Origin of the sequence: Baekduia soli (genome assembly GCF_007970665.1) — a bacterium.
GTDB lineage: Bacteria > Actinomycetota > Thermoleophilia > Solirubrobacterales > Solirubrobacteraceae > Baekduia > Baekduia soli.
Map to the genome: position 1 here is coordinate 4,529,537 of NZ_CP042430.1, position 21,938 is coordinate 4,551,474.

The 21,938-nt window shown below is 74.0% G+C and carries 26 protein-coding genes; 13 read left to right on the forward strand and 13 right to left on the reverse strand.

What is annotated here, in order from left to right:
• Positions 1-99 precede the first annotated feature (99 nt).
• Positions 100-843, reverse strand: coding sequence for a hypothetical protein (locus tag FSW04_RS21960; RefSeq protein ID WP_146922332.1), 744 nt, complete (start codon positions 841-843; stop codon positions 100-102).
• Between the two features lie 134 nt (positions 844-977).
• Between FSW04_RS21960 and FSW04_RS21965 the strand changes: the two genes are divergently transcribed.
• Positions 978-1,724 (forward strand): thioredoxin domain-containing protein, encoded by a 747-nt coding sequence (locus FSW04_RS21965; RefSeq protein ID WP_146922333.1) that lies wholly within the window; start codon positions 978-980, stop codon positions 1,722-1,724.
• On the opposite strand, the gene FSW04_RS21970 is transcribed toward FSW04_RS21965, so the two are convergent.
• Both FSW04_RS21970 and FSW04_RS21975 read right to left on the reverse strand, forming a co-directional pair.
• The gene (locus tag FSW04_RS21970) at positions 1,699-2,790 is read right to left on the reverse strand and encodes a metallophosphoesterase family protein (protein WP_146922334.1); all 1,092 of its coding nucleotides are present in this window, start codon (positions 2,788-2,790) and stop codon (positions 1,699-1,701) included. The two genes, FSW04_RS21965 and FSW04_RS21970, sit on opposite strands and share 26 nt — an antisense overlap.
• A 34-nt stretch (positions 2,791-2,824) precedes the next feature.
• Positions 2,825-3,445, reverse strand: coding sequence for an ATP-dependent Clp protease proteolytic subunit (locus tag FSW04_RS21975; protein ID WP_146922335.1), 621 nt, complete (start codon positions 3,443-3,445; stop codon positions 2,825-2,827).
• A gap of 68 nt (positions 3,446-3,513) precedes the next feature.
• On the opposite strand from FSW04_RS21975, the gene FSW04_RS21980 reads away from it, so the two are divergent.
• The gene (locus tag FSW04_RS21980) at positions 3,514-3,918 is read left to right on the forward strand and encodes an SRPBCC domain-containing protein (protein ID WP_146922336.1); all 405 of its coding nucleotides are present in this window, start codon (positions 3,514-3,516) and stop codon (positions 3,916-3,918) included.
• A 7-nt stretch (positions 3,919-3,925) separates the two neighbouring features.
• Entirely contained in the window at positions 3,926-4,234 is a 309-nt protein-coding gene (locus FSW04_RS21985; protein WP_146922337.1) for an ArsR/SmtB family transcription factor, read from the forward strand.
• A 3-nt stretch (positions 4,235-4,237) separates the two neighbouring features.
• Here FSW04_RS21985 and FSW04_RS21990 read toward each other — a convergent pair whose 3' ends face one another.
• The 3 genes from FSW04_RS21990 to FSW04_RS22000 form a co-directional block, all read right to left on the reverse strand.
• Positions 4,238-4,903: a GGDEF domain-containing protein gene (locus FSW04_RS21990; protein WP_146922338.1), complete on the reverse strand. Its 666-nt coding sequence runs from the start codon at positions 4,901-4,903 to the stop codon at positions 4,238-4,240.
• Positions 4,904-4,966: 63 nt separating this feature from the next.
• Positions 4,967-5,935: a 4-hydroxy-3-methylbut-2-enyl diphosphate reductase gene (locus FSW04_RS21995; RefSeq protein WP_146922339.1), complete on the reverse strand. Its 969-nt coding sequence runs from the start codon at positions 5,933-5,935 to the stop codon at positions 4,967-4,969.
• Between the two features lie 71 nt (positions 5,936-6,006).
• Positions 6,007-6,993 carry a M28 family metallopeptidase gene (locus FSW04_RS22000; protein ID WP_146922340.1) on the reverse strand — a complete coding sequence of 329 codons (987 nt, stop codon included), beginning with the start codon at positions 6,991-6,993 and terminating at the stop codon, positions 6,007-6,009.
• 126 nt (positions 6,994-7,119) lie between these two features.
• On the opposite strand from FSW04_RS22000, the gene FSW04_RS22005 reads away from it, so the two are divergent.
• Positions 7,120-8,604 carry a WS/DGAT/MGAT family O-acyltransferase gene (locus FSW04_RS22005; RefSeq protein ID WP_146922341.1) on the forward strand — a complete coding sequence of 495 codons (1,485 nt, stop codon included), beginning with the start codon at positions 7,120-7,122 and terminating at the stop codon, positions 8,602-8,604.
• A gap of 15 nt (positions 8,605-8,619) precedes the next feature.
• On the opposite strand, the gene FSW04_RS22010 is transcribed toward FSW04_RS22005, so the two are convergent.
• Together FSW04_RS22010 and FSW04_RS22015 are read right to left on the reverse strand one after the other, a co-directional pair.
• The gene (locus FSW04_RS22010; protein WP_146922342.1) at positions 8,620-10,281 is read right to left on the reverse strand and encodes a S8 family serine peptidase; all 1,662 of its coding nucleotides are present in this window, start codon (positions 10,279-10,281) and stop codon (positions 8,620-8,622) included.
• A 41-nt stretch (positions 10,282-10,322) separates the two neighbouring features.
• Positions 10,323-10,601 carry a metal-sulfur cluster assembly factor gene (locus FSW04_RS22015; RefSeq protein WP_267128264.1) on the reverse strand — a complete coding sequence of 93 codons (279 nt, stop codon included), beginning with the start codon at positions 10,599-10,601 and terminating at the stop codon, positions 10,323-10,325.
• Between the two features lie 86 nt (positions 10,602-10,687).
• On the opposite strand from FSW04_RS22015, the gene FSW04_RS22020 reads away from it, so the two are divergent.
• From FSW04_RS22020 to FSW04_RS22030, 3 genes are read left to right on the forward strand one after another with little or no spacing between them, the layout of a single operon-like run.
• Positions 10,688-10,978 (forward strand): STAS domain-containing protein, encoded by a 291-nt coding sequence (locus tag FSW04_RS22020; protein WP_187369009.1) that lies wholly within the window; start codon positions 10,688-10,690, stop codon positions 10,976-10,978.
• Positions 10,979-11,015: 37 nt separating this feature from the next.
• Positions 11,016-11,492, forward strand: a complete 477-nt coding sequence (locus FSW04_RS22025) for an FxsA family protein (protein WP_146922345.1) — start codon at positions 11,016-11,018, stop codon at positions 11,490-11,492.
• Complete coding sequence (locus tag FSW04_RS22030; RefSeq protein ID WP_146922346.1) at positions 11,489-12,460, forward strand: hypothetical protein; 972 nt, start codon at positions 11,489-11,491, stop codon at positions 12,458-12,460. The genes FSW04_RS22025 and FSW04_RS22030 overlap by 4 nt, the downstream gene beginning before the upstream one ends.
• 12 nt (positions 12,461-12,472) lie before the next feature.
• Here FSW04_RS22030 and FSW04_RS27540 read toward each other — a convergent pair whose 3' ends face one another.
• Entirely contained in the window at positions 12,473-12,745 is a 273-nt protein-coding gene (locus FSW04_RS27540; protein ID WP_228430638.1) for a hypothetical protein, read from the reverse strand.
• A gap of 379 nt (positions 12,746-13,124) precedes the next feature.
• Here FSW04_RS27540 and FSW04_RS22040 point away from each other — a divergent pair, with 379 nt between their 5' ends.
• The 6 genes from FSW04_RS22040 (at position 13,125) to FSW04_RS26505 (ending at position 17,908) form a co-directional block, all read left to right on the forward strand.
• Positions 13,125-13,790 carry a GntR family transcriptional regulator gene (locus FSW04_RS22040; RefSeq protein ID WP_187369010.1) on the forward strand — a complete coding sequence of 222 codons (666 nt, stop codon included), beginning with the start codon at positions 13,125-13,127 and terminating at the stop codon, positions 13,788-13,790.
• Positions 13,787-14,485, forward strand: a complete 699-nt coding sequence (locus tag FSW04_RS22045) for a cysteine hydrolase family protein (protein ID WP_146922348.1) — start codon at positions 13,787-13,789, stop codon at positions 14,483-14,485. The genes FSW04_RS22040 and FSW04_RS22045 overlap by 4 nt, the downstream gene beginning before the upstream one ends.
• Entirely contained in the window at positions 14,482-15,372 is an 891-nt protein-coding gene (locus FSW04_RS22050) for an isocitrate lyase/PEP mutase family protein (RefSeq protein WP_146922349.1), read from the forward strand. Before FSW04_RS22045 ends, FSW04_RS22050 begins: the two co-directional genes overlap by 4 nt.
• Positions 15,359-16,762, forward strand: a complete 1,404-nt coding sequence (locus FSW04_RS22055; RefSeq protein ID WP_146922350.1) for an amidohydrolase family protein — start codon at positions 15,359-15,361, stop codon at positions 16,760-16,762. The genes FSW04_RS22050 and FSW04_RS22055 overlap by 14 nt, the downstream gene beginning before the upstream one ends.
• Positions 16,737-17,597, forward strand: a complete 861-nt coding sequence (locus tag FSW04_RS22060) for a DUF6282 family protein (RefSeq protein WP_146922351.1) — start codon at positions 16,737-16,739, stop codon at positions 17,595-17,597. The genes FSW04_RS22055 and FSW04_RS22060 overlap by 26 nt, the downstream gene beginning before the upstream one ends.
• 140 nt (positions 17,598-17,737) lie before the next feature.
• Positions 17,738-17,908, forward strand: coding sequence for a hypothetical protein (locus tag FSW04_RS26505; RefSeq protein WP_187369011.1), 171 nt, complete (start codon positions 17,738-17,740; stop codon positions 17,906-17,908).
• On the opposite strand, the gene FSW04_RS22065 is transcribed toward FSW04_RS26505, so the two are convergent.
• From FSW04_RS22065 to FSW04_RS22075, 4 genes are all read right to left on the reverse strand, one after another.
• Entirely contained in the window at positions 17,905-19,122 is a 1,218-nt protein-coding gene (locus FSW04_RS22065) for an RNA polymerase sigma factor (protein ID WP_146922352.1), read from the reverse strand. The two genes, FSW04_RS26505 and FSW04_RS22065, sit on opposite strands and share 4 nt — an antisense overlap.
• Before the next feature lie 391 nt (positions 19,123-19,513).
• Positions 19,514-19,669 carry a DUF6131 family protein gene (locus FSW04_RS26510; protein ID WP_187369012.1) on the reverse strand — a complete coding sequence of 52 codons (156 nt, stop codon included), beginning with the start codon at positions 19,667-19,669 and terminating at the stop codon, positions 19,514-19,516.
• Between the two features lie 130 nt (positions 19,670-19,799).
• Positions 19,800-20,783: a hypothetical protein gene (locus FSW04_RS22070; RefSeq protein ID WP_146922353.1), complete on the reverse strand. Its 984-nt coding sequence runs from the start codon at positions 20,781-20,783 to the stop codon at positions 19,800-19,802.
• 122 nt (positions 20,784-20,905) lie between these two features.
• Entirely contained in the window at positions 20,906-21,853 is a 948-nt protein-coding gene (locus FSW04_RS22075; RefSeq protein ID WP_146922354.1) for a hypothetical protein, read from the reverse strand.
• Between the last annotated feature and the right edge of the window lie 85 nt (positions 21,854-21,938).

Here is a 21,938-nt window from a genome sequence, read left to right on the forward strand (position 1 = left end):
ATGCGGTGGCGGCACGTCGAGGACGCGGAGAGGCGCGCCCGGGGGCGCGCCTCTCGGTCCCGCATCGCTATCCGGCGCGCCGGGCCGCGCCGGACGCGATCAGCACTTGCCGATGTTCTTGGTCAGCGGCGTCACGACGCCGGCCTCGGAGGTGAACGTCACCGACGCGGAGCGCTGCTTGGTCTTGCAGCCGACGGACGAGAAGTAGCCGACCTTCTTGCCCTTGATGGTGCGCGACAGCTTCTTCCACGTGGACTTCACCGACGTCACGGCGACGTCGAGCCCGAGCTGGTGGCGCAGGCCGTTCGGCACGGTGAACGAGAGCGCGGCGCCCTTGCTCGTGTTGGCCCACTTGGCGTCGATGGCCTGCGAGATCGGGGCCACGCAGGCGCCCGGGGCGGTGCCGTCGAGGAACAGCGCGACCTTGTTGGTGCCTGCGGCGTAGGCCGTGAGCGTCAGGGTGCAGGTGGCGCTCTTGGGCGTGCCGACCTGGCCGATGTCGGCCGAGATCGAGCCGGTGCCGACGATGGCCTTCTTCGAGCAGCCCTGGTCGTTGGTGGCCGCGTTGATCTTGGCCGCGGTGCACGTCGTGGTGACCGCCCTCGTGTTCACCTTGGCCCCGCCGATGGTGAACTTGTAGGCCTTGACGATCTGCGGCAGGTTGCCCGCAGGATCGGTGATCGTGTAGTTGAAGCTGAAGCCCGTGATCTTGGGCTTGGCCTTCGTGCCGCCGGCCGGCACCTTGCCGGTGAAGTCATACGCGTTGGTCTGGGCGAAGGCGGTGGCGGCGATGCCGAGGACGGCGATCAGAGCAGCGACCACGAGGAAGCGCGACTTGCGCAACGGTTCTCTCCTCTTGTACTGATGGGGACAGGGAACGACGGTCCGACTCTGCCACAACCCGCCACCGCGTGCCGAGTTGCGGTGGGCCTCGGGAAGGTCCGCGGACAGCCGTCTGCGCTACCGTCGCTGCGCGCATGAGGGTGCCCACGGACACGATCGCCGCCCCGATGTTCCCCGCCGCCCTGCGGTGGCTCAACGTGGCGTCCCTGCGCATGGACCAGCAGCGCGGACGGCCCGTGCTGCTCGAGTTCTTCGACGTCTGCCGGCCGGCCTCCCTGCGGACGCTGCCCTACCTGCAGGCCTGGCACGAGCGCTACGAGGCCGACGGCCTGCGGGTCATCTCCGTCCACGCGCCCGGCTTCGCACCGGGCCGCGATGAGGCGGTCGTCGCCGCCGCCGTCGCGCGCCTGGGCATCGCGCACCCGGTGCTGCTCGACACCGAGCTGCAGCTCTGGCGCATCTACGAGAACGAGGGCTGGCCGGCCCGCTACCTCTTCGACCGCGATCTGCGGCTGTTCGAGGTCCACTTCGGCGAGGGCGGCTACCACGAGACCGAGGCGGCCATCCAGGAGCTGCTCGGCGTCGAGCGCGACCCGGTCGCCTTCCTGCACCCCGAGGACGACCCCGACGCGCGGATCGTCGTCCCCACGCCCGACCAGGAGGGCGCGTGGTCGGGCCCCTACGAGGCCGGCGCGGTCTGGGCGGTGCTCGAGGGGACCGGGACGCTGCGGGTCAACGGCGCCGACCGCGAGGTCGCCTGGACCGGCGCGCACCTGCTCGTCGACCACGGCCGCCACGAGCACGGCGTGCTCGAGATCGAGGCCGGGCCGGGAGTGACGGTCCATGCCGTCTGCTTCACGCCGGGTCTGGCCGCGGGCTGAAGTCCTGCAGCAGGCGCAGCAGCTGCGGCGCCCCCTCGTCGGCCACCACGATCGCGCCGCCCGGCCAGTAGGGGCTGGCCGACCGCGTGCGGTCGGTGAACCAGCCCTCGTTGACCCAGCTGCCGGTGTTGTGCAGCCACGCGCCCGAGGCCGTGCGCCACTCGAGCAGGTCGTCGTCGGGCAGCGGCCCCGTCCGGTGGCTGTGGCCGAAGATCACGTGCTCGGCCACGATGCCCAGGCGAGCCGTGACCTGCCCCATGCCCGTCAGCGCGTTGCGGCGCAACGCCGCCGAGGACAGGTCGCTGCTCAGCGGCCCGATGCCCAGGAGGTTCAGCCCGCCGATGCCGAGCGGGAACGCGGCGGCCAGCGCGCGGGCGCGGATGGGCCGGTGCCCGTCGCCGCTGAGCATGGAGTAGGCCCGGCCCGCGCGCCCGGCCCCGGCGGCGGGGCGGTCGTCGCCCGCGCGCTGGGCGGCCGCGTCGATCCAGGCGTACAGCGGGGCCAGCACGCGCTCGTAGTCCTCGGCGACGGCCGGCGAGGGCACGGCCTGCGCGAGGCGCTGCATCGCGCCGGCCGCGAGGCGCTCGAACGTCGGCACGGTGCCGTGCGGGTCGAGGTAGTGGCCGTGGGTCGCGTAGACGTCGTCGCGCAGCCAGAGCCCCGGATAGGCCAGGTCCACCGCCCGACCCTCCCCCGCCCCCAGCCACGCGGCGACCTGCCCGGCGGCCGGCGAGGCCTCCGCGGGAGCGATCCACGTCTCGAGGCCCAGCGGCCCGGCATGGGCGGCCAGCCACGGGGCGGCCAGCGCGTAGTCGTGGTTGCCGGGGACGAGCACGACCTCGGCGCCGCGCGGCAGCGCGCCGGCGAGGTCGCGCAGGACCGGCTCGGCGCGGCCCAGCGCCTCGCGCACGGGCCCCTGGCGCAGCTCGAGCGTGTCGCCGAGCAGCACGAGGCGGTCGGCGCCGGCGACCTCGGCGAGCAGAGGCGGCCGCGCCTCGGGCCGGCGCAGCACGTCCACCCCCGTGCGCCCGCCGAGGTGCAGATCCGAGACGACGAGCGTGCGCATCCGGCGACGAGGCTATCCGCCGCCGCAGGCGCCCTCAGGCGATCCCGGCCGCCCGCCGCGGCGGCGTGGCCTCCGAGCGCGACGAGATGACCCGGTCGACGAGCCCGTAGGCCACGGCCTCGTGGGCGGTGAAGTAGCGGTCGCGCTCGATGTCGGCCTTGACCCGCGCCGCGTCCTGGCCCGTGTGCTCGGCGTAGAGCTCCTCGTAGCGCCGGCGCAGGGCGATGGCCTCACGGGCGTGGATCTCCATGTCGGTGGACTGCCCCTGGTAGGAGCCGTGCGGCTGATGGATGAGGATCCGCGCGTTGGGCAGGGCCATGCGCTTGCCCAACGCGCCGCCGGCCAGGACGAGCGACCCGCCCGACATGGCGATCCCGCAGCAGATCGTCGCGACGTCGCAGGCGACGAACTGCATCGCGTCGTAGATCGCCAGCGCCGCGTAGGCCGAGCCGCCCGGGGAGTTGACGTACAGGCTGATGTCCTTGTCGGGGTCGTCGGCCTCGAGGTGGATGAGCTGGGCGACGATGAGGTTGGCGATCTCGTCGTCGATCTGGCTGCCGAGGAACACGACGCGGTCGTTGAGCAGGCGGGAGTAGATGTCGAACGAGCGCTCGCCGCGCGGCGACTGCTCGACGACCATGGGGACGAGGGGCATCGGCTGGTCTCCTTTTCCGTGCGCAACCATTTGGTTGCGCGTTGGGCAGGACGGTAGCATTCGCAACCATGGAGTTGCACGAAGAGGTCGGCGCCGTGCGCCGCGAGACCGAGCTCGACGCGCCGCGCGAGGCCGTCTGGCCGCTGCTGGGCCAGCCCGCCGGGCTGGCGTCCTGGCTGGCCGACGACGTCGACCTGGCGGCCGTGGCGCCGGGCGAGCGCGGGACCGTGCGCGAGGACGGCGAGGAGCGACTGGTCTGCGTCGAGGAGGTCGAGGAGGGCCGCCGCGTCGCGCTGTCATGGTGCGCGCCCGCGGGCGATCCGTCGCTCGTCGAGCTCACGCTCGACGACCTCGAGGACGGGCGCACGCGCCTGGTCGTCGTGGAGATCCCGCTCGTGGCGCTGCGGATGGCCGCGACGGCCACGACCGCGTCGCTGCGCCGCGCCCACGGCCCGCAGATGGCGGCGGTCTGAGCCGCCGATGGCCGATGATCCGGGACCCGTCTTCGCCGCGCTGGCCGACCCGACGCGCCGCGAGGTGGTGCGACTGCTGGCCCGCACCCCGGGACTGACCGCCTCGGCGCTGGCCGGCGAGCTGCCCGTGAGCCGGCAGGCCATCGCCAAGCACCTGGTCCTCCTGCGCGACGCGGGCCTGGCCGAGGCCGAGCACGCCGGGCGCGAGACCCGGTACCGCCTCACGCCCGAGCCGCTGACCGGGGCGATGGCGTGGATGGCCGAGGCCGGCGGGCGCTGGGACACCCGGCTGGACCGCCTGCGGCGCCGGCTGTAGCGGCTAGACGGGCTGGTCGGACAGCAGAGCGGCGGCCCGCCGGCGCTGCTTGGTCAGGCGCAGGTGGAGGTCGGCCTTCTCGAGCAGGTCGTCGGGCGTCGCGCCGTCCTGCGGGAACACCGCCACGCCGATCGAGGCCCGCACGGGCGTGTGGTCGGCCGCGTCGATGCGAGCCAGCGCCGCCTCGATGCGCTGGACCAGCAGCGTGGCGCCGTCGGCGTCGGCCTCCGGGACCAGCACGGCGAACTCGTCGCCGCCCTGGCGGGCCACGACATCGGAGCCGCGGACGTTCTCGACGAGCACGCGGCCGACCTCCTGGAGCAGGCGGTCGCCCTCCAGGTGGCCGTGGGTCTCGTTGATCGCCTTGAAGGAGTCGACGTCGAGCGTCAGCAGCGCGAAGCGCTCGGGGTCCTGCGCGGTGACCTCGTGGAGGCGCTCGTGCAGGCGGCGATAGTTGCCCACGCCGGTCAGCGGATCGGCCAGCGAGAGCTCGCGCTGGCGCACGGCGTGGCGCTCGGCCGCCCGGGCCCGGGCGATCGTCAGCGCCGCCAGGCCCGCGAAGCACGCCGTGGCCGTGGGCCAGGCGCCGTAGACCGTCCCGGCCACCAGGCCGGCCACCGAGAGCAGGACGCGCGTCGCCGCGCCGAAGAACGGGTGTCGGAGGGACATTCCGTCCCCGTTGGTCGGTCGGGCGGCCCCCCGACTTGAGCGCCGGGGCGCGCCGGCGGCGCGTCAGGCCGCGGGCGTGGCGCCCGCGAGGGCCTGGCGGATCGACTTGGGGAGCATGAAGCGGACGTCCTCCTGGACGACCTTGAACTCCTCCACGTCCGTCACGCCGCGCGCGCGGAAGAACTCCACGACGCGCGTGACGAGCTCCTCCGGGGCGCTGGCGCCGGAGCTGATGCCGACGACGCGGACGCCCTCCAGCCACGACTCATCGATCTCGCGGACGTCGTCGATGAGGTGCGAGGCCGTGCCCAGCTCGCGCGTGACCTGCACGAGGCGGTTGGAGTTCGACGAGTTGCGCGACCCGACGACGAGCAGCAGGTCGCAGTGGCCGGCCATCTGCTTGACGGCCGCCTGGCGATTGGTCGTGGCGTAGCAGATGTCGTCGGTGCGGGGCCCGGTGATCGCCGGGAAGCGCTCGCGCAGCCGGTTGATGATCGAGCGGGTCTCGTCGACCGACAGGGTCGTCTGCGAGATGTAGGCGATCTTGGTCTCGTCGGGGACCTGGAGCGTGTCCACGTCCTCCTCGGTCTCGACGAGCACCATGTTGTCGGGGGCCTCGCCCATCGTGCCCTCGACCTCCTCGTGGCCGGCGTGGCCGATGAGGACGATCGTGTAGCCCTCGGCGGCGAACTTGACGGCCTCGCGGTGCACCTTGGTCACCAGCGGGCAGGTGGCGTCGATCGTCCGCAGGCCGCGCCGGGCGGCGTCGTCGTGGACCATCGGCGAGACGCCGTGGGCGGAGAAGACGGTCGTCGCGCCCTCCGGGATCGAGTCGTCGAGCTCGTCGACGAAGATCGCGCCGCGGGTGCGCAGCTGCGCCACGACGTGCTTGTTGTGCACGATCTCCTTGCGGACGTACACGGGCGCGCCGTAGAGCGCGAGCGCGTGCTCGACGGTCTGGACGGCGCGATCCACCCCGGCGCAGTATCCGCGAGGGGCGGCCAAGAGGAGCTTCTCGACGGTGGCGGCCATGCGGGTCACGAGTGTAGAGCGCTCGATCGGGGCCCGGACCGCGCAGGTCCGGGCCGGGCGCGTCCCCGCGCTCAGCCGGCCGGCGTACCGTCGGTCGGCCAGGTGCGGATGAGCTCGGTGATCGTCTCGCCGACGGCGTCGACGCTGTCGACCGACAGCTTGTCGTAGGTGTCCTGGAGCCCGTCCTTGTACTTGTAGCTCCAGTCGATGAGGTCCACCGCCGGGATGCCCGCGCGCAGGAACGGCGTGTGGTCGTCGAAGATCGACACCTCGGAGCGGTTGGGGAAGATGCCCTGGACCCCGACGCGGTCGGCCGCGCCGCGCACCTGGCTCCACAGCGACGGGGTGCTGGTCCCCTCGCGCGGGAAGCGGACGCCCGTGTTGCCGATGTAGTCCAGCAGGATCATCGCCCGGACCTCCTCGGCGTGGATCTGGACGTAGGACTTCGAGCCGCGCAGCGCGTCGCGGTAGAAGTCGCTGGTCGGGAAGGGCTCCTCCTCGCCGTCGAAGAGCACGAAGCGGATGCCCGGCGACACCGCGGTGCGCCGCAGGCGCCTGATCGAGCGGGCGAGCTCGATCACGGTGCCGACCGCCGCCGCCGCGTCGTTGGCCCCCACGAAGCCCTTGGGGTGGTATTCGCTGTCGTAGTGGGCGCCGATGACGATGACCGGGCCCGGGCCCGGCAGCTGGCCGACGATGTTGCGCAGCCCGGGGTGGCCGGGCACGTCCTCGAAGTGCGCGTCGGGCAGCAGCCCGGCGAGCTTGACCGCCAGCCGGCGCAGCTGGGGTGAGCCCGCGGGGCGCTGGCCGGCGTCGACCTGGAGCTTGGCGATGCGCATCGCGGCGGCGCCGTCGAAGCGATCGAAGCGGGCGTGCGGCACCTTGCCGGCCACGGCCGTCTGGGCCTCCGGGCCGCCGCCCTTGTCCTTGGCGCCCGTGAACGGCAGGCCGCCGACGGCCAGCAGCACGAGCACGCCGATGAGCGCGACCTGGCCCACGATCGCCACGACGATCAGGCGGGGCGAGAAGCGGCCTCCGTCGTTCTCGGAGACGGCCACGGTCAGGAGCGGATCGGCAGGACGGGGGCCATGGCGTGCCCGGGCACGGTACCGGGCGCACCTGAGGGCATGCAGCGGCCGGAGGCCCGGAGTAGGCTGCCGCCACGTGACTGACGGGAGGCCGCGATGGCACAGCAGCACCTGGATCGACTGACCGCGATCGACGCCTCGTTCCTGGCCCAGGAGGGTCCGGCGTCGCACATGCACATCGGCGGGGTCGTGCTGTGCGAGGGCCCCGCCCCCCGGTTCGAGGAGATCCTCGACCACATCCGCTCGCGGCTGCACCTCGTCCCCCGCTACCGCCAGCGCCTGGCCGAGCCGCCCCTGGAGGCCGGCCGCCCGCTGTGGGTCGACGACCCGACGTTCAACCTCGAGTACCACGTGCGCCAGACCGCGCTGCCCGCTCCGGGCACCGAGGACCAGCTCTGGCGGCTGGTCGGCCGCCTCATGTCCCAGCAGCTGGACCGCTCCAAGCCGCTGTGGGAGATGTGGATCGTCGAGGGCCTGGAGCGCGGCGGCTTCGCGCTGCTGTCCAAGACCCATCACTCGCTCATCGACGGCATCTCTGGCGTCGACCTCGCGACGGTGATGTTCGACGTCACGCCCGTGCCCGCCGAGGTCCCGCACCCCGACGAGCCCTGGCGACCGCACCGCGAGCCGACGCCCGTCGACCTCGTCGCCGGCGGGGCGATCGGCCTGGCCAAGGCCGCGGCCGCCGGCGTGGCGGGCGTGCTCGGCGCGATCGCGCGGCCCCAGTCGGCGCTGCGCGCCGCGACGGAGGCGGCCGAGGGCGTCGGCGAGGTCGTGTGGGCCGGGCTGAACCCCGCGCCAGCGACGCCGCTGAACGTCGAGATCGGCCCCCACCGCCGCTACACGGTCGTCCGCAACAGCCTCGCCGACTTCAAGCTCATCAAGAACGCGTTCGGCGGGACGGTCAACGACGTCGTGCTCACCGTCGTCAGCGGCGCGCTGCGCGCGTGGCTGCACGGCCGCGGCGTGCGTACGGAGGGCGTCGAGCTGCGGGCGCTGGTGCCCGTCTCCACGCGCGGCAACCACGAGGCCAACACGCTCGGCAACCGGATCGCCGCGATGCGCGCGCCGCTGCCGGTCTACATCGACGACCCCGTGGCACGCCTGCGCGCCGTCAAGCTCGCGATGGACGGGCTCAAGGAGTCCAAGCAGGCCGTGGGCGCCGAGGTGCTCACCGGCGTGCAGGGCTTCGCCCCGCCGACGATCCTCGCCCAGGCCTCGCGCCTGAACTTCTCGACGCGGCTGTTCAACCTCATCGTCACCAACGTCCCGGGACCACAGCTGCCGCTCTACGTGCGCGGGCGCGAGATGACCGACGTGTTCCCTGTCGCGTTCCTGCCCAAGAACCACGCGCTGGCCGTGGCGATCATGTCCTACAACGGCCAGATGAACTTCGGGCTGCTGGGCGACTACGACGCGCTGAGCGACCTCGAGGACTTCGCGGAGGGCATCCGCACCTCGCTGGCCGAGCTCGTCGCGCTGGCGCGCAGCCGCACCTCGCCGCCCCGCGCCGCCGGTGAGGCCAACGGCGCGTCGGCCAACGGCGCCTCGGCACGGCGCGGCGCGGGCGCGCGCGGCTGAGCGCCGCGGCCCGCGTCAGCGGCGGGCGATGCGCACGCTGGCGTCCGCGCGCACGGGCGGCGCCTCGCGGTTGCCCGCGCGGTCGACGGCGATCGTGAAGAAGCCGTAGCGCTGGCCGCGCATCCCGCGCAGCTGCATCGAGCGCGCGCGGGTGGTGGCGATGCGCCGCGCCGGGCGGCCGCCGGCCGAGCGCCAGACCTCGAAGTGGTCGATGCCCGTCGAGGCCACGCCGGGCAGCGTGTCGTCCTCGCCGCGCCAGCGCAGGCGGATCGAGCGCCCGCGGACCACGGGGCGCTGCAGCGACGACGTCGGCGCCGTGCGGTCGATGGCGCGGGCGGCCGCCATGGCGGCGCCGGCGTCCAGGATGCCCCAACCCAGGTCGCCGGTCCAGCCGACCGCCGAGGGGCGGTGGGCGGTCTGCTTGAGCAGCCGCACGACGTCGGCGGGCGGCAGCGCCGGGTTGACCGCGCGCATGAGCGCCGCGACCGCGGCGACCTGCGGCGCGGCCATCGACGTGCCGGGCAGGTAGGCGTAGCGCGGGTCGCCGTCGAACGTCGTGCGGCAGTGGCACGGCGGCTGGTCGGAGGTCGGCCCGCCGCGCTCCAGCGCGGTGGTCTGCGCGGGGAACGCGCCGAGCAGGCCGTTGGGGCCGCTGCCGCCGTACGTGCCGTAGGCGGCCATGGAGATCTGCCCGCCGCGGCCGGCGAACGAGGCGCGGGCGTCGGCGGCGGTCGCCGCGGTCACCGACAGGCCGAGGTTCTGGGTGATGTCGGGGCCCGTGCCGGTGGGCTGCAGCACGTTGGCCGGGTCGCCCTGCTCGGTGACGGGGTCGTCGGCCGCCGCGGCCACGAGCACCGAGCCGTGCGCGGCGGCGTAGCGCAGCGCCTGCACCACGGCGTCGGAGGCGGGGACGCGCCCGTCGGTGCCGAAGCTCATGACGATGGACTGCGCGCCGTTGTCGGCCGCCCACACCAGGGCCTCGGCGACGCTGCCCTCCGTCAGGTCGCTCTTGGCGATGAGCAGGTCGCAGTTGCCGCCCGCCCCGGCAAGGCCGATCCCGTTGCCGGATGTCGCGCAGGCCAGGGAGGCGACGTGGGTCCCGTGGCCGACCTCGTCGACGGTCGCGGGGCCGTCGGCGCTGTCGGCGTCGAAGTCGGCGGTCGCGACGATGCGCGCGGCCAGGTCGGGATGGGTGGCGTCCACGCCGGTGTCGATGACGGCCACGCGGGCGCCGTCGCCGCGCGTGACGTCCCAGGCGCTCGGCAGGCTCTCGCGGGCCGCCCACCATTCGACGACGGTGCCGGGCTCGGCGCGCGGCTCGGGGTCGGTCAGCGCCGGGTCGTCGGGCACGTAGCGCAGCGTGAAGCGCCGCTCGGCCCGCACGGAGGCCACCGCCGGGTCGGCCCGCAGCCGGCGGGCCAGCGCGCGCAGCGACGCGCCGTGCCGGGCGCGGACGCCGACCAGCCGCAGCTGCGGCACCGACAGGCCCGCGGGGCGGGCACCCGCGCGCGCGGCCACCGCCCGGGCCGCGGCGGCCTGCGCCGTGCCGTGGGCCGGCGGGCGCAGCGTGACGAGCAGCCGGCCCGTGGGCGGCGTGGGCGCCGGAGCCGCGACCGCGGCGCCGGGCGCGACCGTCAGCCCGGCGAGCACCACGGCGCAGACCACCGGACCTCGCATCCCGGACGAGGGTACGCCGGCCGCGGCGCGCCGGCGGCGGCTCAGTAGCCGAGGGCGAACTTCGCGTCCTCGGACATCCGGTCCGGGGTCCAGGGCGGGGTGAAGACCATCGAGGACTCGACCGACGTGACGCCGTCGAGCTCGGTGACGAACTCCTCGATCTGCTCGCTGACCTGCGGTCCGATCGGGCACCCGGGCGACGTCAGCGAGAAGGTCACGTGGACGTCCCCGCCGGTCACCTCGATGCCGTAGATCAGGCCCAGCTCGACGAAGTCCAAGCCGAGCTCGGGGTCGATCACGTTGGTGAGGGCCGCTTCCACATCTTCAACAGACGGCATATTCCTTGAGTCTAGCCCCGGCGCTCATGTAGGTTCGCGAGATCGTCTCCTTCAGCGAACATCCTGCCGTGTTGCGCTGCACCGGGGACGAGGACCGGTCCACCCAGAGCCTGCGCCGGCAGGCCCTCTCGCGGGCCCTGCACGCCGAGGGGCCGCTCGTCGTCGACCTCAACGAGCTGGCGTTCGCCGACCCCTCGCTGATGGTCGATCTCGCGATGGTGTCGCGCCGCGTTCGCCACGCCGGCGGGATCGTGCACATCCACGGCGCCCAGCCGCAGATCCTGCGGCTCATCGAGCTCGTCGGCCTGCACCGCCTCCCCGGCGTGGTCGTCGAGCCCGCCGCGCCGCTGCCCGCCTGAGCCGGTCCCGCGCGCGACCGCGTAGCCTCTGGGCCCCATGCCCCTCCTGGTGCTCCTGGCCCTGTTCGTGGTCGTCCCGATCCTCGAGATCTACGTGATCATCCAGGTCGGCCAGGCGATCGGCGCCCTCTGGACGATCGCCCTGCTCATCGGCGACTCCCTCGTCGGCAGCATCCTCATGAAGTCCCAGGGCCGGGCGGCCTGGCAGCGCTTCCGGGCGGCGCTGGCCGAGGGCAGGATGCCCGCCCGCGAGGTCCTCGACGGCGTGCTCATCATCTTCGGCGGCGCGTTCCTGGTCACCCCCGGGTTCTGCAGCGACGTCGTCGGTGCCCTGCTCCTGCTGCCGCCCACGCGCACCGTCCTGCGCCGCGTGCTCGTGCGCCGCTTCAGCTTCGCGATGCTCGCCGACCTGCCCAACCCGCGGATGCCCGGGGGCCGCGGCCGGCGGCCGGGCGGCCAGGGCTTCGACGTGGACGGCACCGCGACCGAGATCGACCCCAGGAGGCTCCCGTGACCGTGACCCCCGACGCCGAGGACCCGCGCGAGCTGGCCGAGGGCGAGAGCGACGCGGTGACCGTCGCGTTCAGCGACGCGACGGCCGACGTGTGCGGCGTGGCGCGGATCGGCCGGGCGCGCAGCGGCGGCGAGATCGTCACGAGCGGCCTGGCGATGCTCTTCGCCGGCGGCGGCCCCGTCGCGGTGCGGGCCGAGGGGGGCACGGAGCCCGACGCCGAGACGACCTCCTGGGGCGGCATCGAGGCCGCCGGGCTGGAGACCGAGATCGTCGAGCCGCTGCGCGCCTGGCGCGTGCACTTCGCCGACGCCGACGGCCGCCACGGCTTCTCCCTGGACCTCTCGGCGCTCAGCGAGCCCGCGGTCCTGGAGGCCGGCCTGCCCGCAAGCCGGCTGGGCGGCATGGAGGGCTACGACCAGCTCGTGCACGTCAGCGGCAGCGTCGTGGTCGACGGCCAGACGCGGCGCTTCACGGGCCGCGGCCAGCGCGGCCACTCCTGGGGCACGCCGGACTGGGACAAGCTCGCGCTCGCGCGCACGATCGGCGTCTGGCTCGAGGACGGCCGCGGCGTGACGATGACGACCGTGCGCCCGGCCAAGGCGGCCTCCCATGCCGAGGAGGCGATCCATGCCGTCCTGCTCGCGCCGCCGGGCGAGGACGACGACGAGCACGTCGGCGGCGGGGCGGCCGTGGCGCTCGGCGGCGCCGTGGCGACGGTCATCGCCGACCCGCGCCTGTCGACGACCTACGACGCCGAGGGCCGCCAGCGCCACGCGGGGCTCGAGCTCTACGTCGGCGCCGACGACGACCACGCGCACCGCGCGGCGGGCGAGGCGGCCTGCGGGACGACCCTGGACCTCGGGCGCCTGCGCCTGGACTGCGCGTTCTTCACCTGGCGCATGGAGGGCCAGTCGGGCGTCGGCCGCTACGACGTGCTGCGTCGCGTGGCCGACGGCGCCGCGGCCTGAGCGGCGCCCGGGCTAGTTGTCGGAGCCCAGCCGGTCCCAGAGGTAGAGCTCGAGGCACTCGCTCGCGAGCTCCAGCGAGCGGGCGCGCGAGAGGCGCGGCAGGACCGTGTCCAGCGCCTGGTCCTCGGCGACCCCGGCCTCGAAGGCCTCCTCGCCGCGGAAGCCCGCCGCGATCTTCAGCGCCTCCCGGCGGTTCTCGCCGAGGGTCGGGAAGACGTTCATGAGGAAGTCGCGGTTGGCGATGGGCTGGCCGACCTCCAGCGAGGCGTGCCACGCGGCGAGCATGGAGAGGTCGTGCTCGTCGAGGTCGGCGACGGCCTTGGCGTAGTGCGTGTCGAGCTCACGCTCGGGATCTCGTCCACCCAGGCGCGAACGAGCTCGCCGAGCAGCTGCCGCCGGGCCTCCCGGCCGACGGAATCAGCGATGACGCGGATGGCGTCATGAGGTTCGATGAAGCAGAGGGGCACCTGCGCTCCCAGCGCTCGTGGGACTTCGGACGGCATGACGGTACGAGGGCCCCCGGACGGCAAACCGGCGCTGTTCGCGGGTCGGCGCGTTCCTCCTGCATCTGACGGGATTGCGCGTGCGCGCTGCGCGTCCGGGCGTCCGGCAGGGGCCGGACCGAACCGCGCGCGAATTGCATGCAATGTCGTATGCTCGGCGCGTGTCGACCAAGGTCACCGATTCCTACCGCGTGCTGCGTGAGGGCATCGCGACCGGCGCGTATCGCCTCGGCGAGCCCCTCCGCGCCGCGACGATCGCCGGCGAGCTGGGCATCAGCCGCACGCCCGTGCGCGAGGCGTTCATGCGCCTGGCCAGCGAGGGCCTCGTGGACTATTCGCCGCGCTACGGCGCCCGGGTCTCCGACCTGCGCGCGGAGGAGCTCGAGGAGCTCTTCGAGCTGCGCGCGGCGATCGAGGCCGTGGCCGTGCGCCACGCCTGCGCCCGCGCCACCCCGGCCGACGTCGCACACCTGCGTCGCCTGTGCACCGCCTGCCACGACGCCGTCGGCGCCGACGACGTCGACGCGGTCATCGCCGCCAACATCGCCCTGCATGACGCGGTCAACCGCCTCTCGGGCCGCGAGCGCACGATCGAGCTCGTCGACCTGCTGCGCGACCGGGCCCGCCCCTACCGCGTGCTCGCTCTCTACGACGACGACGAGCGCCGCGCCTCGCTGGCCGAGCACGACGACCTCGTCGACCTCATCGAGGCCGGCGACGCCGACGGCGCCGCGGCCCTGCTGGGCGAGCACTTCGCCCGCCCGCTCGCGCGCCTGATGCGCTACCTCGGCGACCGCGGGCGGCGCCCGCAGCGGCTGGCGTCATGAGCCTCGCCGACGACCAGACCACGATCCGCTCGCTCGTCGGGCGCCTGCCCGACCCGGCGACGGACCCGGCCACGACCGCGCTGGTCGTCATCGACCTGCAGCTCCTGGACGCCGACGCCGACGGTGAGCACGGCATCCGCGCGCGCGAGCGCGGGATGTGGGACGAGCTCGAGGCCTACTTCACGCGCTGCGCGCAGGTCGTCGTGCCCGCCGTCGCGCGCGTCGCCGATGCGCTGCGCGCCGCCGGCGGCACGATCGCCTGGATCCGCTGCGAGGCCCAGGAGCCCGACGCCTCCGACACCCGCCGGCGCTTCCGCGCGTTCGACATCATCGTCCCGCCCGGCGATCCGCAGGCCGCGTTGCTGGACGGCCTGCCCGTCGCGCCCGAGGACCTCGTCCTGGGCAAGACGACCGCCAGCCCGTTCTGGTCGACCGACCTGGCCGAGCAGCTCCGCGCGCGCGGAATCCAGACCGTGCTCGTGGCCGGCGTCGTGACGAGCGGCTGCGTGGAGAGCACGATCCGCGACGCCTGCGACCTGGACTTCGAGGTCGTCCTCATCGAGGACGGCTGCGCCGACCGCCGGCCCGAGGCCCACGCCGACGCCATCCGCCGCCTGGACGGCAACTTCGCCATCGCCTGGAGCGCGCAGGAGACCCTCGCGCGCCTGTCCCCCACCCCCATGGAGTCCGCATGACCCCCACCAACGCCCGCCGCCTGCGCGAGCTCATCGCCGCCCCCGAGATGGCGGTGCTGCCCGGCGCCTACGACGGGCTGTCGGCCCGCCTGGTCCAGCGCGCCGGCTTCGACGCCATCTACTTCTCCGGAGGCCTGTCGGGATCGTCGTTCCCCGGCGTGCCGGACTTCGGCATCCGCACCCTGACCGAGATGGTCGCCCAGGTCGGCGGCGCGGTGCGCTCCACGCGCATGCCGATCCTCGCCGACGGCGAGGCCGGCTACGGCTCGGTGCTCTCGACGCAGCGGCTGATCTACGAGCTCGAGAACGTCGGCGCCGCCGGCATGCACCTCGAGGACCAGGACGTCCCGCGCCGCTGCGGGCACTACGCCTCCAAGCGCCTGGTCAGCGCCGAGGAGCACGCGGGCCGCATCGCCGCCGCCGTCGACGCGCGCCGCGACCCCGACTTCCTCATCGTCTCGCGCACCGACGCCGTGTCGGTCACGGGCTTCGACGACGCCGTCGCGCGCACCCACGCCTACATCGAGGCCGGCGCCGACATGGTGTTCTTCGACGGCATCGAGACGCGCGAGCAGCTCGAGGCCGTGCCCAAGCTGTTCAGCGTGCCCGCGATGGCCAACATGGTCGAGCAGGGCAAGACGCCGGTGCTGCCGGCCAAGGAGCTGGAGGCCATGGGCTACGCCCTGACCATCTTCTCCACCATCCTGTACTTCACGGCGATGGGCGCGATGCGCGAGGCGCTCAAGACGCTGAAGGACGTCGGGACGAGCGAGCCGCTGTGGGACACGATGGGCGGCTTCCGCGAGTGGCAGGAGGTCACCCAGGTCGACGAGCACCTGGCGGTCGTGGACCGCTTCGAGCCCGAGCTGACCAGTGCCGACGCCTGACCTGCTGCTGCGCGGCGGCACGCTGGTCGACGACGCGCAGGAGCTGCGCGCCGACCTGGTCATCGACGGCGGCGTGATCGTCGCCGTCGCCGCGCCGGGGACGGTCGACGGGGCGCGGCGCATCATCGACGTGGACGGCGCGCTCGTGGTCCCGGGCGGCGTCGACGCCCACGTGCACTTCGACTTCGCCCTGCCGCCGCTGGTCTCCCAGGGCTACGAGCAGGGCAGCATCGCCGCGCTGCACGGCGGCACGACGACCATCATCGACTTCGCCGAGCGCATGCCCGGCGGCGGCGGCCTGGCCGAGGCCGTCGCGGCCAAGCGCGCGGCGGCCGACGGGTCGATGCACTGCGACTACGCGCTGCACCTGATCGTCGCCGGCGAGGTCGGCGCCTCCGAGCTGGCCGAGGTCCCCGCGGTCTTCGATGCCGGCGTCACGTCGTTCAAGCTGTTCATGAACTCGCACGCCATGTGGCCGGGCGACGGCGCGGTCGCCGAGCTGCTCGAGGTCGTCGGCGCCCACGGTGGCTGCGCGGTGCTGCACTGCGAGAACGCCGACGTCATCGACCGCCGCACCGCGGCGCTGGTGGCCGCCGGCAGGACGTCGTACCGGTTCACCGAGGACAGCCGGCCCGCGTGGGTCGAGGGCGAGGCCACGGCCCGGTCGATCCGGATCGCGCGCGCCGCCGACTGCCCGATCTACATCTTCCACGTCACGTGCGCCGACGCGGCCCGGGAGATCGCCGACGCGCAGGCCCGTGGCTGGGACGTGTTCGCCGAGACCTGCCACAACTACCTCGTCTTCTCCAAGGACGACGTCGTGGAGCGCCCCGACGGCGCCAACTGGGGCAACTATCCGCCGCTGCGCCCCCCGGAGCACCGCGACGCGATCTGGGCCGCGCTGCGCGACGGCACGATCGACCACGTCTCGACCGACGACTACACCTCGACGCTCGAGAACCGCAACTCGATCGGGCTCGAGCTGCCGGCGACGCCCGCGGGCCACAACGGCGTCGAGACGCGGATGGCCGTGCTCTACACGGAGGCCGTCGTGCGGCGCGGGATGCCGGTGACCGACTTCGTCGGCCTGTCGAGCAGCCGCATCGCCAAGCGCCTGGGGCTGTGGCCGCGCAAGGGCTCGCTGCAGGTCGGCGCCGACGCCGACGTCACCGTGATCGACCCGGGCCGCTCGGGCACGTTCCGCCTCGAGGACCTGCACACCGTCGACTACTCGATCTGGGACGGATACGCCTACACGGGCGCGCCGGTCATCACGATCGCGCGCGGCGAGGTCGTCGTGCAGGACGGCGCGTTCGCCGGCGGCCCGCCCGCCGGGTCCTTCCTGCACCGCAAGGGCCGCGCCCGTGCCGGTGGCGCCACAGCTCGCTGACGCCGAGCTGCTCGCCGGGGCGGTGGACCTCCACGTCCACGGCGGCCCCGACGTGCTGGCCCGGCGCCACAGCGACCTCGAGCTGGCGCGCCGCGCCCAGGCGGCGGGCATGGCCGGCCTCGTGCTCAAGTGCCACAACGAGTCCACGGTCGGCCGGGCGGCGGGCGCGCGCGAGGCGACGGGCTTCCCGGTCTCCGGCGGGCTGGTGCTCAACCCGGCGGTCTCGGGCGGCATCGAGCCCGACGCGGTGCTGACGAGTCTCGAGCTCGGCGCGCGCGTGATCTGGATGCCGACGCTGGCGGCCACGGAGCACCTGCGCGCGTTCCCGGGCGCCGCGCCGGGCACCAACCGCGCGGCGGCGCGCCCGGCCCGCGTCAGCCGCTCGGCGATCCGGGCGATCTGCGTCCACGTCGCGCGCCACGACGCGTTCGTGGCCACGGGCCATCTCGGCCGCGTGCACTCCGCGCTGGTGGCCGAGGAGGCCGCCGCGGCGGGCGCTCGCGTGCTCTTCCAGCATCCGGACTACACCGTGCCGGGGCTCAGCCTGCGCGCGCAGGCCTCGCTGGCCCAGCGCTTCCCGGACGCGCTGTTCGAGCGCTGCGCGTACGTCGTGTCGGCCGACGCGCCGCGCCCGACCACGGTCGAGCGTGTGGCGGCGGCGATCCGCGCGGTCGGCGTGGAGCGCAACGTGATCTCCAGCGACCTGGGCCAGCCGGCCAACGGCGACTACCCCGACGGCCTGGCGGCCTTCGCCCGCTCCCTCATCGGGACGGGCCTGGGGATCGGCGAGGTGCGCGAGATGCTCACCGAGCGGCCGGCGGCGCTGCTGCGCTGACGTCGCTCTGGTGCGTTGACGGCGCGCGGGCGGTCTGGGAGGGTCGGGGCATGCCAGCGCCGGGCCGGGCCCAGGGTGAGCACGCCACGCCGGCGACGCCTCGGCTCGCCCGGACACCTGGGCCTGCGGCGGTTCGCGCGGTGCGCCCCAGCGACCGGATCCTGACGCTGCAGCGCCAGGCGGGCAACGCCGCGGTGGCGGCGTTGGCGGCCCGGTCGCGCACGCTGGCGCGATGCGGGTGCGGTGCCGTCGGTCCGGCGCCGTGCTCGTGCGGCTCGCACGACGCCGAGGCCGAACTCGAGGCCGACTAGCGCGCCAGGCGCAGGGTGGCGCTGCGGGTGCCCGGCCGGGTGTCGGCGTCGCCGGCGTAGGTGACGGTGACGGTCGCCCTGCGGGCGGGCGCCACGCGCGACGGAAGCGTCAGCGTCGTGTGCCAGGCGCCGCGGTGGATCGCGGCGCGGGTGGTCAGCGTTGTCGTCCGACCCGCGCGGCGGACGCGGTAGCGGATCGTCACGCGCCCGGAGGCGAGCCGCGTGAGCGTGCCGGCGACGGCGACGCGGCGCCCGACGCGGCGCAGCGTGGCGAGCCGAAGGCCGGCCGGGACCCTCGCGGTGGCCGAGGGCGTGACCGGCAGGATGGGCGTGGCGCAGCAGTCGATCGGGAGCGTGAGCGTGGACGGGTCGGTGCCGGGCGCTGGCGCCGGCGGTGCGGGCGTCTCCGCGGAGGCGCGGGTCAGGGCGACCGTGGCCGCGGCCCCTGGAGCCTCGTGGCCGAGGCCGTCGGCGAGCCACACCCGCAGCGTCGCTGGCCCCGACCCGGACGGGACCGGCGCGTCGAGGTGGGTCAGCCCCGGCGCGGTGGCGACGGGACCGCAGGAGCCGCCCTGGCAGACCTGGTAGCGCGCCGCCGTGATGGGCGTGCCGGTGTCGGCGGGCAGCGACCAGTCGGCCGAGAAGCTAGGGGCCGTCGCCGCCGCGACCGGTGACCGCAACCCGACCGGGGCGGCCGGCGCCCGGGTGTCGACGAGCAGCGGCCGCGGACGACGGAGGCTGACGGTGTTGTCGGCGGCGTCAGCGTAGCTGTTGCCCATCGCCTTCAGCCACATCGCGCGCAGCTCCTGGGGCTTGAGGCGCCTGAGCGCCTCGGCCGCGCGGGTGGCGCGGTCGCTGGTCAGCACGCGCTCCTCGGGCGAGGCGACGTGCCGCGCCTCGTGGAGCTCGTAGTCGATGTCGATCGGCGGCACGGCCTGCGAGCGGGCACGCCGCACGTCGATCGCCTCGTGGCGGATCACGACGTGCAGCCAGCGCTCGGCGGTCGCGGGGTCCAGGGTCGCCGCGCGACGCATGAAGATCTCCAGGCCGCGCTGGTAGGCGTCCTGGGCGTCGTCGAAGCAGAGGCTGTTGCGGCGGGCGGTGCGCAGCAGCGCGTCGGCGTGCCGGGCAACGGTCTGCAGCACGAGGTGCTGCGCCTCCTGCTCGGTCAGCCGGGGCCGAGCATCCTGCTCGGGCGAGGCGAGTTCGGTCATCGTTCCATCCGTGGCGGGGTTGGCGTCCGTGGGCTCTAGGGCGCCGCGGAGCGCTTCTCACCCCTGCCGGGATGCTGCTCGTCCGTGCGCCGACACCGCTGCGTCCATGAGCGGCGAGCACGGATATCGCCGGGCCCTCGAGCGTCGTCGATGACCGCGGGGCGACGTGGCCGGCGTGACGCGGTACGGGTGACCCGACCTCACCGCCGCCTTTGTCCGCACCTTGCGGGAATCCGGCGTCCGACTCAGGACTTCTGAGCGTTCAACGACGGCCGAGCGGACGTCCGGACGGACCTCGGCGTTTCGTCCAGCCCGCTCGCCACATTGGGGGAGGGGCCGGACGGGCCGCGGACATCACCGGCGCCCCGGACGGGGCGCCGGTGATCGAGACCTAGAAGTAGTGCCGGCGACCGCCGACCGCGCGATCCATCGTGCCGAGCAGGTACAGGACGGCGCCCACGACCAGCAGCACGATGCCGATGGTCCACAGGATGCCGCTTCCGATGACGATGCCCAGGATGAGGAGGATGAGTCCGAGGATGATCACTGCAATGGCCTCCGGCCGTAGATGACTGTTCATCGACCGCCCGGAGCAGCCCATCCCCGGTCGTAGATGATGACCCTGACCGTTCCCGCCGCACGCCCATGTCATGCAGCGACTTCGTCGCGCAGGCGCCCTACAGGCCGAACGAGCCCGCGATCCGCTCGCGCTCGGCCGCGTCGGCCATGGCGGTGCAGCCCGCCGTGACACGCGCCTCGGGGCTGGGAGCGGCCCAGTTGTAGAACCCGAGGTCCAGCGCCTCGACGGGCACCCCGGCCGCGTGGGCGACCTCGCGCTGGCGGCGCTGGAGCAGGACGGGGTCGCCGATGCCCAGGATGCGCTTGGCCGCGATGGCCACGGGATCCAGCGCGGCCGCGGTGCTGAGGTGCAGCGTCCACGGGTCGAGCTCGACGAGGCCGAGGTGGTGGGCCAACGTGAGGAACTCGACGCGGTTGGGGCGCCCGAAGCCCGGCATCCCGAGCCGCTCGTAGCCGCGGTCGTAGCGGTGCTGCAGCGTCCAGGACTCCTCCCCGGCCAGCGAGGCGATCTGGCCGCCGCCGCGCTGCGCCCAGGCCCGGTAGGCCACCAGCGCCGCCGTGCCGCGCTTGGGGTCGAAGGCGGTCCGCGGGCCGGTCTGCGCGCCCTCGAGGTCGGGGATCTCGCCCGAGGCCCAGGTCGTGCGGACCGCCTGGATGCCCGAGAACGGGTCCTCCGTGCCCTCCAGCGGGCTCAGGAACGCGATGAGGAACGTCAGCCAGGCGGCCTCCTCGCGGTCCTCGGAGCGCTTGACCTCGCCGTAGAGGCCGGGCGGGTCGATGTCGAGCTGGCGCAGGCGCGCCGCCGAGAAGGCCAGCTCGTCGGCCAGGCGCCGGGCGTCCTCGCTGGCGCGCAGGCCGGGCACCAGGTCGTTCTCGTAGCCGTCGTCCTCGGCCCGCGCCAGCCGGCGGACGGTCATGCCGCCCGACACCGAGCGCTTGGGCGCTCGCGCCGAGCGCACGCCCGCGGGGCGCGACTCGCGGCGGGGGACCGCCCGCGCCGGGCTCGAGGAGACGCGAGACGCCGACTTGGAGCAGATCGGGCAGTTCTCGACGAGCCGGTTGTGGCGGCAGAAGGTGGGCACGCTCCCAGTCTACGAGCCCGGCCCTCCCGTCCCGGTCACCGGGACGAGCCGGCCGACCCACCGACGACGACGGGCGCCGCGATCACGGCGCCCGTCGGTCCTGCGTCAGCGACGACCGCGCCCTAGGGGCGGCAGGTCGCCGAGGTGCGCTTCTGGACGACCGTGTAGCCCTCGCGGAGCGTGTTGTCCGGGTTGATCAGGCCGGCATCGAAGTCGTTGGAGGCGTCGGCCCCGTTGAACTGGTAGATGTACAGCCGCTTGATCTGCTTGTAGCGCCTGGGCATCGAGAACATGCACTTCAGCGCCTTGGCCGCCTTGGCCTCCCCGTAGACCTTGCCGCGCAGCTTGAGCTGCCCGCCGGTCTCGGTGAGCCAGATCTGCGCCCTCTTGTTGCCGATCTCCTTGATCAGCCGCGAGGTGCGCGAGTACGAGCCGCGGTTCGTGTCGCTGTAGTTGTGGATGCCCCAGTACGTCGGCGTGCCCTTGACGTACTTCTTGAACTTGCGCAGGTAGCTGACGGCGCCGCCCACGTTGGAGCCATCCAGGATGTCCAGGGCCACGATCTTGCGGCCCTTGAACACCGACCGCGCGGCCGAGTAGTACTGGGCGACGAGCTTGGGCCCGGTGGCCGACTTGCAGATCTTCGCGGGCTGGCCCTCCTGGCGGCCCTTGGCCTGGCAGACGTTGACCTCGTTCCAGGGCGAGATGTCGAACTTGCTGCCGTACTTCTTCTTGAACGCCTTGATGGCCTTCGTGTAGGTGGCCACGCTCGGCGCCTTGTTGTACTTCGAGGGCACGCGGGAGTGCTCGAAGGAGATGAGCATCGTCTGCTTGGCGAGCTTGGCGTTGTGGATCCACTCGTCCAGACGGGCCTTCTCGGCCGGCTCCTTCAGGACGTCGTAGGGGGTGATCACGCGCGCGACCTTGAGCTTCAGGGGCGCGTAGAGGGGGTTCGTGAAGGTCGAGGGCTGCTGGTCGGAGATGCCGACCGTGGCGGCCGAGGCGCTCGCGGGGATCGCGGCGGCCATGACGGCGCAGAACAGCAGGGTCATGCGGATGGGACGTCGCATCGGGATGCGGGGGCTCCTTCGCTGGCGTCGGAGGGACGGGTGACAGGGCGCGCTCGGCACCCTGAGGACTCAGACAGCCTAGCCC

Excerpts from the sequence above, each read along its gene's own strand:
- FSW04_RS21965 (WP_146922333.1), top strand. The coding sequence starts at position 978 with ATGAGGGTGCCCACGGACACGATCGCCGCCCCGATGTTCCCCGCCGCC.
- FSW04_RS21970 (WP_146922334.1), bottom strand. The coding sequence starts at position 2,790 with ATGCGCACGCTCGTCGTCTCGGATCTGCACCTCGGCGGGCGCACGGGG.
- FSW04_RS21975 (WP_146922335.1), bottom strand. The coding sequence starts at position 3,445 with ATGCCCCTCGTCCCCATGGTCGTCGAGCAGTCGCCGCGCGGCGAGCGC.
- FSW04_RS21980 (WP_146922336.1), top strand. The coding sequence starts at position 3,514 with ATGGAGTTGCACGAAGAGGTCGGCGCCGTGCGCCGCGAGACCGAGCTC.
- FSW04_RS21985 (WP_146922337.1), top strand. The coding sequence starts at position 3,926 with ATGGCCGATGATCCGGGACCCGTCTTCGCCGCGCTGGCCGACCCGACG.
- FSW04_RS21990 (WP_146922338.1), bottom strand. The coding sequence starts at position 4,903 with ATGTCCCTCCGACACCCGTTCTTCGGCGCGGCGACGCGCGTCCTGCTC.
- FSW04_RS21995 (WP_146922339.1), bottom strand. The coding sequence starts at position 5,935 with ATGGCCGCCACCGTCGAGAAGCTCCTCTTGGCCGCCCCTCGCGGATAC.
- FSW04_RS22005 (WP_146922341.1), top strand. The coding sequence starts at position 7,120 with ATGGCACAGCAGCACCTGGATCGACTGACCGCGATCGACGCCTCGTTC.
- FSW04_RS22010 (WP_146922342.1), bottom strand. The coding sequence starts at position 10,281 with ATGCGAGGTCCGGTGGTCTGCGCCGTGGTGCTCGCCGGGCTGACGGTC.
- FSW04_RS22025 (WP_146922345.1), top strand. The coding sequence starts at position 11,016 with ATGCCCCTCCTGGTGCTCCTGGCCCTGTTCGTGGTCGTCCCGATCCTC.
- FSW04_RS27540 (WP_228430638.1), bottom strand. The coding sequence starts at position 12,745 with ATGCTCGCCGCGTGGCACGCCTCGCTGGAGGTCGGCCAGCCCATCGCC.
- FSW04_RS22045 (WP_146922348.1), top strand. The coding sequence starts at position 13,787 with ATGAGCCTCGCCGACGACCAGACCACGATCCGCTCGCTCGTCGGGCGC.
- FSW04_RS22050 (WP_146922349.1), top strand. The coding sequence starts at position 14,482 with ATGACCCCCACCAACGCCCGCCGCCTGCGCGAGCTCATCGCCGCCCCC.
- FSW04_RS22065 (WP_146922352.1), bottom strand. The coding sequence starts at position 19,122 with ATGACCGAACTCGCCTCGCCCGAGCAGGATGCTCGGCCCCGGCTGACC.
- FSW04_RS22075 (WP_146922354.1), bottom strand. The coding sequence starts at position 21,853 with ATGCGACGTCCCATCCGCATGACCCTGCTGTTCTGCGCCGTCATGGCC.